12 protein-coding genes and 1 other RNA gene are annotated in these 13647 nt (G+C 38.1%); 7 read left to right on the forward strand and 6 right to left on the reverse strand.

What is annotated here, in order from left to right:
* Positions 1 to 51 precede the first annotated feature (51 nt).
* A complete protein-coding gene (gene pheT / locus F2B13_RS04010; RefSeq protein ID WP_149303303.1) occupies positions 52 to 2478 on the forward strand; it encodes a phenylalanine--tRNA ligase subunit beta in 2427 nt (808 codons plus the stop codon).
* 11 nt (positions 2479 to 2489) lie between these two features.
* Here pheT and F2B13_RS04015 read toward each other — a convergent pair whose 3' ends face one another.
* Positions 2490 to 3047, reverse strand: coding sequence for a fasciclin domain-containing protein (locus F2B13_RS04015; protein ID WP_149275989.1), 558 nt, complete (start codon positions 3045 to 3047; stop codon positions 2490 to 2492).
* Positions 3048 to 3251: 204 nt separating this feature from the next.
* Here F2B13_RS04015 and F2B13_RS04020 point away from each other — a divergent pair, with 204 nt between their 5' ends.
* Positions 3252 to 3971: a hypothetical protein gene (locus F2B13_RS04020; protein WP_149275990.1), complete on the forward strand. Its 720-nt coding sequence runs from the start codon at positions 3252 to 3254 to the stop codon at positions 3969 to 3971.
* Between the two features lie 69 nt (positions 3972 to 4040).
* Here F2B13_RS04020 and F2B13_RS04025 read toward each other — a convergent pair whose 3' ends face one another.
* Both F2B13_RS04025 and F2B13_RS04030 read right to left on the reverse strand, forming a co-directional pair.
* Positions 4041 to 5171 (reverse strand): hypothetical protein, encoded by a 1131-nt coding sequence (locus tag F2B13_RS04025; protein ID WP_149275991.1) that lies wholly within the window; start codon positions 5169 to 5171, stop codon positions 4041 to 4043.
* 27 nt (positions 5172 to 5198) lie between these two features.
* Positions 5199 to 6827: an ABC-F family ATP-binding cassette domain-containing protein gene (locus tag F2B13_RS04030; RefSeq protein ID WP_149275992.1), complete on the reverse strand. Its 1629-nt coding sequence runs from the start codon at positions 6825 to 6827 to the stop codon at positions 5199 to 5201.
* A 181-nt stretch (positions 6828 to 7008) separates the two neighbouring features.
* On the opposite strand from F2B13_RS04030, the gene F2B13_RS04035 reads away from it, so the two are divergent.
* The gene (locus F2B13_RS04035) at positions 7009 to 8397 is read left to right on the forward strand and encodes a transaldolase (RefSeq protein ID WP_149275993.1); all 1389 of its coding nucleotides are present in this window, start codon (positions 7009 to 7011) and stop codon (positions 8395 to 8397) included.
* Positions 8398 to 8669: 272 nt separating this feature from the next.
* Here F2B13_RS04035 and fsa read toward each other — a convergent pair whose 3' ends face one another.
* From fsa to ffs, 3 genes are all read right to left on the reverse strand, one after another.
* Positions 8670 to 9323, reverse strand: a complete 654-nt coding sequence (fsa, locus tag F2B13_RS04040) for a fructose-6-phosphate aldolase (RefSeq protein WP_149275994.1) — start codon at positions 9321 to 9323, stop codon at positions 8670 to 8672.
* Positions 9324 to 9394: 71 nt separating this feature from the next.
* The gene (locus F2B13_RS04045) at positions 9395 to 10204 is read right to left on the reverse strand and encodes an SDR family oxidoreductase (RefSeq protein ID WP_149275995.1); all 810 of its coding nucleotides are present in this window, start codon (positions 10202 to 10204) and stop codon (positions 9395 to 9397) included.
* Positions 10205 to 10392: 188 nt separating this feature from the next.
* An RNA gene (gene ffs, locus F2B13_RS04050) (signal recognition particle sRNA small type) lies at positions 10393 to 10491 on the reverse strand.
* Between the two features lie 128 nt (positions 10492 to 10619).
* Between ffs and F2B13_RS04055 the strand changes: the two genes are divergently transcribed.
* The 4 genes from F2B13_RS04055 to F2B13_RS20360 all read left to right on the forward strand — a co-directional run bounded on the left by F2B13_RS04055 (position 10620) and on the right by F2B13_RS20360 (position 13583).
* Complete coding sequence (locus F2B13_RS04055) at positions 10620 to 11672, forward strand: glutaminyl-peptide cyclotransferase (protein WP_149275996.1); 1053 nt, start codon at positions 10620 to 10622, stop codon at positions 11670 to 11672.
* Position 11673: 1 nt separating this feature from the next.
* The gene (locus F2B13_RS04060; protein ID WP_149275997.1) at positions 11674 to 12084 is read left to right on the forward strand and encodes an acyl-CoA thioesterase; all 411 of its coding nucleotides are present in this window, start codon (positions 11674 to 11676) and stop codon (positions 12082 to 12084) included.
* Positions 12085 to 12554: 470 nt separating this feature from the next.
* A complete protein-coding gene (locus tag F2B13_RS04065) occupies positions 12555 to 13286 on the forward strand; it encodes a LytR/AlgR family response regulator transcription factor (protein ID WP_149303305.1) in 732 nt (243 codons plus the stop codon).
* Between the two features lie 138 nt (positions 13287 to 13424).
* A complete protein-coding gene (locus F2B13_RS20360) occupies positions 13425 to 13583 on the forward strand; it encodes a hypothetical protein (protein WP_198439806.1) in 159 nt (52 codons plus the stop codon).
* The last annotated feature ends 64 nt before the right edge of the window (positions 13584 to 13647 follow it).

A 13647-nucleotide genomic window follows, 5' to 3' on the forward strand; every position in this document is an offset into this window, starting at 1 on the left:
ATTGAATGTCTTGGGGCATTGTTTTATCTTTGCCCGCATCAAAACTGACCAATGCAGATTTCGTACAACTGGCTAAAGCAATTTTTGAAGCTTGAATGGGATTCCCGACAAACCGCAGAGCTCTTAACAGATTTGGGACTAGAAGTGGAGGGCATAACCCCTTTTGAATCTGTTAAAGGCAAGCTGAAAGGTGTGGTAGTAGGCCATGTTCTTTCCTGTGAGAAACACCCAAATGCAGATAAGCTAAAACTGACCTCCGTCGATATCGGTGGAAATGTGCCTTTACAAATTGTATGTGGAGCACCAAATGTGGAACAGGGGCAAAAAGTACCCGTGGCCACCATAGGAACTACCTTATATACCCCAGAAGGAGAAGCTTGGAAAATTAAAAAGGGTAAAATCAGGGGCGAGGAAAGCCACGGTATGATATGTGCTGAAGACGAACTGGGCCTAGGCGGCAGTCATGCGGGCATTATGGTGCTTGAAGACTATTTGGAACCAGGTACACCTTGCTCAGAGGTATTTTCCATAGAAAGTGACGAGGTTTTTGAAATAGGCCTTACTCCGAACCGTGCTGATGCCATGAGCCATTTTGGTGTCGCTAGGGACCTGAAGGCGGGTCTCAAACAAAAAGAAATCAATATAGAATTGATTACACCATCGATTAGCAACTTTAATATCGATAATCGATCTCTAAAATTACAGGTAACCGTTGAAAACAGTAAGCTTGCTCCAAGGTATTGTGGCATCACCTTGAACAACCTTATAGTTCAACAATCTCCAAATTGGTTGAAGAATAGGCTCCTCGCCATTGGGCTAAAGCCTATTAATAACGTCGTAGATGCTACAAATTATGTACTTCATGAATTAGGCCAGCCCCTACATGCTTTTGATTTTGATCGTATATACGGGAAAAGCGTGGTGGTAAAAACACTAGCCGCCGGAACTAAATTCGTCACTTTAGATGGAGAAGAACATACATTGCACGAAGATGACTTAATGATTTGCGATGCCGAAAAACCTATGTGCATTGCTGGTGTATTTGGTGGCATCAATACCGGTGTAACAAATAATACGACCTCTATTTTCTTAGAAAGTGCTTATTTTGATCCTGTTTCAATTCGAAAGACCGCGAAGAGACATGGTTTAAACACCGATGCTTCCTTTCGTTTTGAGCGTGGTATCGATATAGAAAATGTGGAGTATGCCCTGAAGAGGGCTGCCCTTTTGATCAAGGAAATTGCGGGAGGAGATATAACTTCCGACATCATTGATCTTTATCCGAAACGGTTCGATGAACATGAGGTATTTCTAACCTTTCGAAAAACCCATTCGCTTATCGGTCAAGAAATTCCTCAAGACACCATCAAATCGATATTGGCCTCGCTTGATATCAAGGTCAAAAGCGTAACGGAAGCAGGTCTCGGTCTCTCCATACCCTCCTATCGGGTCGACGTGCATCGAGAAGTAGATGTTATCGAAGAGATTCTAAGGGTCTATGGCTACAATAATGTCAATTTTAAGAACAAACTGAGCGCTTCGATTGCACCAGTTTCAATTTTTGAAGATTATAAATTACAGCGAACGATTGGCGATTTATTGGCCGCTCAGGGTTTCTTCGAAATAATGACAAACAGCCTGACCGCTCCAAATAATATTTTAGAAACAGCAGATAGCGAAGAAAGCGGGGCTATTACAATGCTAAACCCCTTAAGTACAGACCTGTCGGTAATGCGCACTTCAATGCTATTTACAGGACTCGAAACCGTTGCATATAATATCAATAGAAAGAATCAAAATCTTAAGTTCTTCGAATTTGGTAAAACGTATCATCAGAATGGTACGGAACGAACCGAAAACAAACATCTCTGCCTTTTTATTACAGGAAGCCGGCATAAAGAGAGTTGGGCTGTTTCTGAAAAGAAGACAGATTTTTATTTTCTCAAATCTCAAGTAACCAACATACTACAAAGATTGGGAATTCAAGATGTCAGGCCTGTTTTTGACCCAAGCCCCGTATATTCAGAAAGTATCTCGTTATATTCCAATTCTAAAAACCTTGTTTCCTTAGGTTCAGTGAAGAAATCGTTACTTTCTAAAATGGACATCAAGCAAGAACTTTATTTCGCCGATTTCAATTGGGACAATCTTATAGAATTGACCAAAGAGAATAGTATATCATATCGGGAGATTCCAAAATATCCAATGGTAAGACGTGATTTTGCCTTGCTTTTAGATCAACAAACGACTTTTCAAGAAGTTTATGACCTAGGTTTCAGAGTAGAGAAAAAGCTTTTAAAAGACATCAATCTTTTTGATGTATATACGGGGAAAAATCTGCCAGATGGTAAAAAATCGTATGCGGTAAGCTTTACCTTAAGGGATACAAAAAGCACCCTAACCGATAAACAAATCGATCGTATAATGGCTAAACTTCAAAAAAGCTATAAGGAAGAGCTGGGTGCCGAACTTAGATAGACGGCAAAAAGCTAGATTTTAGTGTTGGGTAGAATTACGTTATCAATTTCATGGATAACACCGTTACTTTGATTTGAATCGGCAACTATAATGGTGGCGGTATTTCCATGACTATCACGTAAGATAATATCCAAACCCTTCATAGTTGCTACAATTTCATCGCCTTGAACGGTTGTGAATGCGGCCTGGCCCCCACCTCGCGACATGGCCTTCAAAATCTTTGAGGCAGAAAGTTTTCCAGCAACAATATGATAGGTAAGCAATTTTTTAAGTTCTTCTTTGTTACTAGGGTCTAAAAGATAATCTAGGGGTTTTCCCGAAATATTTTCGAAAGCCACATCAGATGGGGCAAAAACCGTGAATGGTCCTGCTTCATCCAATAAATTTTCCAAATCTGTCGCTTGAATTACCGTCAATAGAGTCTGATGTGTATTCGATGCCGCCGTAGAACCGACAATTGATTTGGTTTTATTCACCTTGAATTGAGCAGATGAATTATAAGATTGTTGGGCACTTGCAAAGAAGGAAAATGTTAAAAACAGAAGTAGACTAGGTCTTAGGTATTTCATAAAACTGTTGGGACTATTGCTTATGTTATCGATAAACTGCTTAATTTCTCGGTTAATTTACAACCAAAGCCTAAATATTAGGTGAAAATAAAAGAGATTCTCTTATTGATTTAACTAAAAATTAACATTTAGGCCTACATATCAAAATTTAAGTCCCTTATGAATTACTTAAATTTGAGGTAATTGCTAATTAAAGAAGAAAAAATGCTTTTGAAGAAAACTAATATCCAGGAAAGGCTCGCCCGCGCGAAAATCAATAATCCAGTGCCAAGTAGTCTGATGGCAGAGGTACAGAAAATATTAGATGCAGATACTCATGCAAGAAGTAAGATAGAAGGGAATATAGTGAAAAGTCAAAACGGGGATGTCAATTTTTTCAATATTGATCTCTTGGAGACTGAAAACATCTACCATATTGGGCAAATCAAGGAAATATGCATTACCTACAGACTTCGTTTTTTGGACACTAAATATTTCAAAGGCCCTATTCCTCAAGAAGCCATTTCAAAAATAAAAGCCCTAGAAAAGGCCCACAACACAGAAATAAAGGGATTCAAAATAATTGCTCCTTCGAAACTTTTTAAATTAGAGGATAAAGATGACCCGCTTCTTTTTGCGCCTATTGGTAACGGCTATTTTTACCTAGTACATAAATGGGGCAAAGACTTGCACCCCTTGAGAAAGTTTTTAGTATGGCCTTTTAAAAATATTGTGAATCTAACTGCGATTACACTGCTAATTAGCTATCTGGTTACTTTAGTGGTTCCTGATGGCCTATTTTCAAAACAAAGTTCAAACGCTGAATTTTGGATTATTTTCTTCTTTATGTTCAAATGTATAGCTTCAGTGGTTATCTTTTATGGATTTGCCTTAGGAAAGAATTTCAACCATGCGATTTGGAACAGCAAATACTTTAATGCCTAAAAAATTGGATTCTGTTTCAACCTACTTTCGCACATAGAGAATAGAGAATGGAAATAGGAAAACCATCTGTTATTTGAAATACAGGGCATAGGGAATGCCATCAACATCTAGGTTGTCAATAAATTTAGGCTCTGGTGCCGGTTTTACACGCATGATGCCACCCTGTTCGCTACCATTTACTTTTTTATAGCCTATAATGAGCAAATTGTTGTTTTCATCATAGCGGACCATAGTGGTTTTTTCAATATCAAATTCAAAATTCCGTTGCGCTTCGGTCAAGAAGTTCTCGAAGGCATACAAGGTTAGCGTGTTAATCTTGAAATCATAAATAGCCGATATTACAGGATAACTGCTAAATGACTCCGTAGGCATTTCATAATACATTTTTCCGGAACTATCAAAATGTGTAGCTTTCGATGCTATAAAATTCGGGAGAGCAGTTTCACCGTAATTCGTATAGGTCTTTGACATGGTAACGCTATTCAATGTAGTGTGCAGTTGATCGTAACCAATAATAATATTTCCCTCGGGATTTCTAAAAATTCGATGGGCATCAAAACCAATGAGTTCCTCATATAATAACGCTTTGGTTTGTACATCAAAAACAGAAATTCCATTTTCGCCGGTCACTTCGTCATCGGAAGTCAATATAAACAATCTATTATTGGCGATAGCGAGTTGTAAAGGCCTAAGACTTATTGAAGCATCTATATGGCTTATTTCAGGTTCGGTAAGATCAATCATTCTGACATAATAATCATTAACTTTCGACGTCACTTCCAATTCATAGGCAATGAAAAGTTTCCCTGGCATCTGAGCAATGGCCTTTGTGGTTACTGCACAGGCATTTAAGTCATCGAATACGGAGTAGGTCTTTAAAGAATCAGCCTCAAAATCTTGTATCGTAACTGTTATAGAACAATCTGTTTTTCTGTGAAGTATACTTAATACCTGCCCATCCTCAAAGGTTAATTCAGGCAAGCTTTGATCTTCAAATGTACCAGATGCCGTAGATATGGCCAGATCTTGACCTTCAGTTTGAAGAAACAAATTTTTCAGCAAATTGTTTTTTGTCACAAGCAAGGTATAGCCTGATTCAAGCGTTCTTTCCTCTGGATTATTTTCAGGGACATCACTGGATTTACTGCAACCAAGCACAAACAATACCGTGGCGGCATAGATGAGATTGTAGGTTTTCATGATGTAAAATTTGGGTCTTACACTATTTTAAACGGGCACGGCGTACATTTTTTCACGTTGCTCTTTCAGTGCCTTGTCAGACATATATTCTTCAAACGATAAATATCTATCAATGTTGCCTTTAGGTGTCAATTCTATAATACGATTTGCAACGGTTTGAGCAAATTCGTGGTCATGTGTCGTTAATAGAACCGTACCCTTGAAATTTTTCAAGGAATTGTTGAATGCCGTTATGCTTTCTAGGTCTAGATGATTGGTCGGCTCGTCAAGCATAAGTACATTGGCCCGCATCATCATCATACGGCTCAACATACAACGAACTTTTTCACCTCCTGATAACACGGTACACTTTTTAAGAGCTTCTTCGCCACTAAATAGCATTTTGCCTAAAAAGCCCCTGATGTAGACTTCTTCACGTTCTTCTTCAGTTTTGGCCCACTGCCTTAACCAATCGACCAGACTAATATTTTCGGTAAAATAATCTGAATTGTCCGCAGGTAAGTAAGACTGGTTCGTAGTTACGCCCCATTGGTATTCCCCTTCGTCCGGCTTTTTATTAGCGTTGATAATTTCGTAAAAGGCCGTGGTAGCCCTCGAATCCTTAGAAATAACGGCGACTTTATCGCCCTTGGCCAAATTGATGTTTACATTTTGAAACAATACATCGCCTTCATCGGTAGAGGCCGCTAGTCCCTCTACATTCAATATTTGATCACCTGCCTCTCTTTCCCTGTCAAAAATAATAGCAGGATACCTTCTGCTGGAAGGTCGAATATCTTCAACCTTTAGCTTGGAAAGCATCTTCTTACGAGAGGTAGCCTGCTTACTCTTGGCTACGTTGGCACTAAATCGGGCAATGAATTCTTGAAGCTCCTTGGCTTTTTCCTCCGCTTTTTTATTTTGCTGTGCCCTTTGACGCGCAGCGAGTTGACTACTTTCATACCAAAAGGTGTAGTTGCCCGAATATAAGTTTATCTTACCAAAATCAATATCGGCAATGTGGGTACAAACAGAATCTAAGAAATGTCGATCATGCGAAACCACGATTACCGTATTTTCATAATCGGCCAAGAAGTTTTCCAACCAATGAATGGTTTCATAATCCAAGTCGTTGGTAGGCTCATCCATAATCAATACATCAGGATTACCAAAAAGCGCTTGTGCCAATAAGACCCTTACTTTGAGCTTAGAGTCGATCTCTGCCATCGTAGTATGGTGCAGTTCCTCAGGTATACCAAGGTTCGATAAAATGGAAGCGGCATCGCTTTCGGCGTTCCAGCCGTTCATTTCTTCAAATTGAACCTGCAACTCACCGATTCGATCCGCATTTTCATCACTATAATCGGCATAAAGTGCATCTATTTCCTTCTTGATCGCATACAAAGGTTTATTTCCCATTACTACACTTTCTAAAACCATAAATTCATCATATGCATTATGGTTCTGTTCTAAAATAGACATTCTTTTTCCCGCTTCAAGGTTGACCTTGCCGGACGTAGGTTCGTTCTGCCCGGAGAGAATTTTAAGAAAAGTTGATTTTCCCGCTCCATTAGCCCCAATAACGCCATAACAATTGCCTTCGGTAAAACTTACATTTACTTCGTCGAACAACACTCTCTTTCCGAATTGAACCGACAGATTTGATACTGATATCATAGCTTTTTCCTCATTTGAAAATTCCGTGCAAAAATAGACAAAAAATAACCGTATGCCCAATAATCCTTTAAACCTTACACTTCAACGAGTACGTTAACTTAAAGTCCTAATTTTTAACTAGCTATTAACAGCGTGGCGCATATCGGTTACTTATTTTTGAAGGTTAGATAGTGGATTTCTTATGGATAGACAATTACTGTACTTGGTCCTTTTATTTATTGTGGGTTGTGGAGAGGGAGAAAAAAAAGAATCAAACATTTTTTTTGCCGGTGAAATAGTTAATCCTACCGACAGTAAAGTTTTTTTGTATAAAGGGGACGCTGTTATTGATTCGGCCGCTCTAGACGAACAGAATCGTTTTGCGTTTTCTATTGACTCTATTGAAGATGGGCTCTACCATTTCAATCATTATCCCGAATTGCAATATGTATATTTAGAACGAGGCGATAGTTTGATGATGCGCCTGAATACTATTGATTTCGATGAATCCTTGATTTTTTCTGGAAAAGGGGAAGAAATTAATAATTTTCTACTTGAACTCTTTTTATCACATGAAGATGAGGCTGATCTGATTCGTGAATTATATAGACTAGAGCCCACTGATTTCACCGATAAAATTGACTCTCTTCAGGAAATCAAACTCGATGAGTTGGCCAAGCTCGTCAATGAAAACAAAATTTCCGAAAAAAAGGAGAAAGTGGCCAAGGCCAGTATTGTGTACAATTACAATACCTTCAAGGAAAAATATCCTTTCAAGCATAAATGGTTGACCGGTGCTCAAAAGATAGTGAGCCTGCCAACAGACTTCTATTCTTACAGAAAGAATCTGACATTTAATGACAAAGACCTTACCTATCTCAGACCGTATTATAATTTTATGAATACCCTCGTAGGTAATATGTCGTTCATGTCATGTTATGGAGACTGTGGTGAGGGCAATGAGGCAGTTCGAAATCGGTTACATTTTAATAAACATAAGCTGAAATTGATTGACAGCCTCATGCAGGAAAAAGAGCTCAAAGACAACCTTTTTAGATTCGTTGCATTCGATTATCTTCTTAAAGCCCATCAAGACAGCGAAAAAAACAATGAAGAATTTATAGAGGAGTTTCACCGGCTATCGAATAATAACAGGCATATGGACGAAATCGATGCGCTTTATGAATCGATAAAGAATATGCAACCGAATAAAAGAATTCCCGATGTACTCGTTTCGGATGTCGATGGCAATCAAGTTTCATTAAAACAAATAGCAAGTAAAAACAACAAAACAGTTTTCTATTTTTGGTCGGGAACCAATAGGAGCCACTTTGACAATCTTCGAAAAAGGGTTGCCTATCTTTCCCATTCAAAACCTAACTATTCTTTTGTGGGCATCAATTTGAAAACCACCGAACCAGTTTGGAAGACCATGTTGGAAACTTCTGGTTTAGATAAATCCCTTCAGTATCGAGCGGTAGATGTCGATAATTTATCGAAATCCCTAATCATTGATAAACTCAATAAATGTATTATTACGGAAGACGAGATTATCGTTGATGCCTTTGCCAACGTTTACGAATCTTTCTAAAAAAAACGAAGCTGTTTTGCTCTAAAAAAGCGTAGTGTACCATCTCCCTGTTGAAATGGTTACCTTCCTTCCATAAAGACATTCATAACGACCGCACTCATAGGCATTTTTATTTTTTTTCTTCTTTACGAATCATGCTCGTTTACAAAGCACCTAAAATGATTCCTAAAAATCACCGCCGAAAAAAAGCCAAGCTGCGAATTTTGCTAAAAAAAGATGCAAAGCTTCGAACTTTGCATCTCTATATTTGATAAAAATAAATCGGTATGCTTTTAGTTTCCCTTTTTATAGTCAGCCAAAAACTTCTCTAGACCGATATCAGTTAATGGATGTTTCAAAAGACCTGTAATTGATGATAACCCTCCGGTCATTACATCCGCTCCGACCTTTGCACAATCTATTACGTGCATCGTGTGTCGGATAGAAGCAGCCAATATCTGGGTTTCAAACGCATAATTGTCATAAATATGACGAATTTCGGCGATCAGGTTTAAACCATCGGTTGAGATATCATCTAACCTTCCAATGAATGGAGATACATAGGTTGCTCCTGCTTTTGCAGCCAGTAGCGCTTGACCTGCAGAAAATACCAAGGTACAATTAGTTCTGATTCCCTTATCGGAGAAATATTTAAGTGCCTTTACCCCATCCTTTATCATGGGTACCTTCACTACAATTTGATCATGAAGTTCCGCCAATTCTTCACCCTCTTTTACAATGGCATTGAATTCCGTCGCAATGACCTCCGCCGACACGTCACCGTCAACAATATTGCATATATCTACATAATGTTTCAAGATATTATTTCTTCCTGTAATTCCCTCTTTAGCCATTAGGGAGGGGTTTGTAGTAACGCCGTCGAGCACACCTAGTTCTTGCGCTTCACGAATTTGGTCTAAATTAGCAGTGTCTATAAAAAACTTCATTATTAGTTGTTTTGTTTAATTTAAAATTATGCTTGTAACAGCAATATTAAAAGTATTGCTTTTGTACGAAATTACAATTTATAATGGTTAAGCAATAGCTTCTCGAATACTTTATCAGGCAATATCTTTTTTAACCGTGTAGAGAATTTTTGCATAGGTGCTCCCACTTTATAGTGTACTTTAGGACTTTTGGTGTTGATTACCTTCAATACCTCTTTGGCTACCAAAATCGGGTCGTCCCCCCCATCGACATCTTCATTGATCATCTTAAGGGTATTCCCATAAGGCTCCTTGTAAGGAGAATCTTCATAGATAGGTACATGGTAGCGACCTGCAGCAATATTGGTGGCAAAATCACCCGGGGCCAAGGTAGTGATCTCAACACCAAAATTTTTAACCTCCATACGTAAAGCTTCTGTTAAGGTAGCGAGTGCAGCTTTTGTTGCAGAATAGACTCCTCTGTATGGAAGCCCCATATAACCGGCTATAGATGTTATATTGATGATATGGCCGAAATTCTGCCTTCGCATTTGAGGCAGTACGGCTTTTGCCATATGTATCGGCCCGTGAACATTGGTATCGAACACTTTTAAAATTTCTTCATGCGGGGTTTCCTCGATGGGCCCGGTAATACCAACTCCTGCATTGTTCACGAGAACGTCTATTCGACCCTCCCTATCGAGAAGGCTTTTGACGGCAAAGGCAATACTGTCTGGATGGGTTACGTCAAGTTCTAAAAGTTCAAACCCTTCAAATTCGGAGTTTTTTAACAAACTACGAGTGGTTCCATATATCTTGAACCCCTCTTCCTTAAGATAAAGCCCTATTGATTTTCCAATACCCGAAGACCCACCAGTGATAAGTACGACTTTTTTTTCCATAGAATTGCAAAATACGTATTATTGAAAAAATTTATATTGAAAAAAGGTATTTCATTTCGCCGAAATTAGCGTAGTAACGAAAAGAACAGAAGTTTTTACTGATACCATCGAAACTTTTATTTTATAAAAATTGTAGCGCAGGTATAGACTTGATGGGAAAGGATGTTAAAGAAAAATAGGGCACAAAAAAACGGCAAGCTACCTACATCGCACCGCTACGACCGTATACCCTTGCTGCGTTCCCACCCTGGGGGATTCTACAGGAGCTGGTCGTGTAGGACTTGCCGACCGCAAATATACAATCTTTTCTAGCTTTTTCAATCGTTTCACGATCAAATTTTATATGCAAATATTCTATAGAGTTCATTATTTTTGTCCACATATCCTTTTAAAATCTTGAGATTAATAGAACCACATGAACATTTTAAAATATTTTTCCCTGAATTTATTTTTAGCACTCTTTATAGCCTGTGGAGGGGACAATTCTCCAACGGCGCTTTTTGAAATACAACTTGAGGGAAACAAAAACGTTTTTCAAGAAAACCAAGTCGTAAACGTTTCTATCGAAAACAAAAAAAATAAAACCATTGATGGAATTATCTATTCAATCGATGGCAACGAACTTCCAATTAAAGATGGCAGTATTTCCCTAAATACCGATCAGTTGGGAGATAAAACCTTAAAAGCTGTAATTGACTATGAAGATACATCTGCTGAAATTTCAAAGAATATAAAAATTTTCGCTGCAAAAGCACCTGAGATTTATACCTATAAAATTATAAATGAATACCCGCACGATAGCAAGGCCTATACCCAAGGGCTAGAATTTCATAATGATACGCTGTATGAAAGCACCGGGAAAAAAGGAAGGTCTTCATTGCGAAAAGTGGATTATAAGACAGGTAAAATTTTGAAGCAAGTAGATTTAGATGCCTCCTATTTTGGCGAGGGCATCACTATTTTAAACGACAAAATTTACATGCTGACCTGGCAAAGTGGTACCGGTTTCATTTATGACTTAAATGACCTAAAGCGTTTGGATAGTTTCAAATACGGTCAGAGCAAAGAAGGTTGGGGACTTACAAATGACAGTAAGAATCTTTATAAAAGTGATGGTACCGAACGAATTTGGATTTTGAATCCCGAAACCCTGGCCGAAGAAGGGTCTATTGAAACGGTAACCAATAAGTCTATAAACGATAGTGCCAACGAATTGGAATATGTGGATGGCAAAATATATGCCAATGTGTACCAGAAGCCCAGTGTCATGATAATCGATGCGCATAGTGGGGCTATTGAAGGGGTAATAAATTTTGGTGGGCTTAGTGAAAAAGTCACCCATCATGAGAGCTGGAGCGACACCGACAATGTTCTAAATGGTATAGCCTACCACTCAGATCGTCAGACTTTTTTTGTTACGGGAAAGGAATGGGACAAAATCTTCGAGGTAACTATTCATAAAAAATAAAATGGATAAATATCACAAGACCATAGTGGTAGAAAAGGACGACCTCGATGAGCTAGACCACGTGAACAATGTGCGCTATGTACAATGGATTCAAGATATTTCGAAAGAACATTGGCTTTCATCGGCTTCGGAACAAATGCAGGAAGGTATCATGTGGGTAGTTATGAATCATAATATTACCTACAAGAGTGCGGCCAAACTTGGTGATGTCATCGACATGAAGACTTATATTGCGGAGAGCCGTGGTGCGACATCAATTCGTATTGTTGAAATGTACGATGCGACTACAAACCATTTGTTGGTTCAATCGACCACACAATGGTGCCTGTTAAATTCCAATACCCTTAGACCAGTTCGCATATCGAAAGAAATCAAAGATGCTTTCGTAAATGAAGACAGAGATAGGCTTTGAGCGCAGATTCTGGAAGCACATTCAGACGATAGCAAAAGCACTTGAATAATATGGGTTCAAAAAAACTTCTCAATACCACGGTCACTCTTTTATGATGTACACAAATCTCTTTTCAGACAGTAAGTAGTCCAATAACTACTATTCCCCTATTTAAATACAGCCTAAACATCTACTTTTCGACCTCCCGAGACCAATATACCGGATTTCAAAGATAAATAAGGCCTAGAACGTTCGAGCCATCAGAGAAAAAATAACGGTGATTGCGAAAAATTATCGAAACTTTCAGATGACCTCTTAGAAGAAGAAACAAAAGTTTAAATATATAAGAAAAAGTTTAAATTTTTTGAAAGAAAAAACTTTCAAAAAATCTCATACTCAACGAATTACGGACAAAAACCCCAAATATTATGGGGAATATCTTGGTTCGTATGTAACTTACTGTCATTAATTTAGCTAAAAATCACCGTACATTGGAATACACCTATAACATTATAGATTCGGATGCTACCTCAAATTTGCAATTGCAGCACTATTTGGGAGAGTATGGTGATTTCACCTGTACTGCTATGTGCAAAGATAGTTCCGAAGGCATTAATCACGTGCTGAAATATTCTCCTGACATTATTTTTATCAATCTAGGGGAAAACGCATATGAATATTTCCATATGGTAATGGAACTGCACCAATATTTGACGGACCTCCCCATTATCATAGGGATTGCCAAATGTAAAAAGTATGCGTACGATGCAATAAAAGGTGGGTTCTTCGACTATTGGCTAATGCCATACAACGAATTTGATATTAGAAAATCGATTTACAGATTAAAGAAACTTCTTCCTGTAAAAGTAGAACCGCAGACACTTTGTCTAAAATCATACCGAGATTTTCAATATATCAATACCGATGATATTCTTTATTTACAGGCCGATAATAACGCGACCGAGTTTATTATGAAAGACGGTACAATAAACAATGCCTTTAAAACGTTAAAGACTTTTGAGAATCAACTTCCTAAAAATTTTGTTCGTATTCATCAGAGTTATATTGTAAACACAAAATATATTTCACGCATCAGTTACGGTAAATCGGTATGTACGCTAAAGCAGAACAAAGAGCAACTGCCATTCTCCAAATCATACCGAAAAAACATTGATGAATTGAAGAAAATACTTTCAAAAAACGTGATTTCTAGTCTTAATTGATCAAATACTCACAGAAGTCGCCTGAATACTTTTGAAAGTCGTCGATTTACTAATACATTTTTTGATGGCTATTTTTTCTTACTTATCAGCTGTAGTTTAGCTGTAACAATTAACAATAACCCCCTAAAAATTTTAAGTATGAAAAAAGTAGTTTGTATTTTCGCAGTAGTAGCAATGAGTATTGGATTTTATTCCTGTGAGTCTGACAGCAATGTAGATGAGACCGACGCAGTATATGAGTTACATGTCGACGCTCTACCTGACGGAGAGCATGCGCCCAGTGACGGAAGAGACTAAAATTCACCGATTGATAAAGTAAAAAGCCTTAAATTTATTTAAGGCTTTTTTTTTAAGTAATCAT

This window comes from Pareuzebyella sediminis, assembly GCF_008367235.1.
GTDB classification, from domain to species: domain Bacteria; phylum Bacteroidota; class Bacteroidia; order Flavobacteriales; family Flavobacteriaceae; genus Pareuzebyella; species Pareuzebyella sediminis.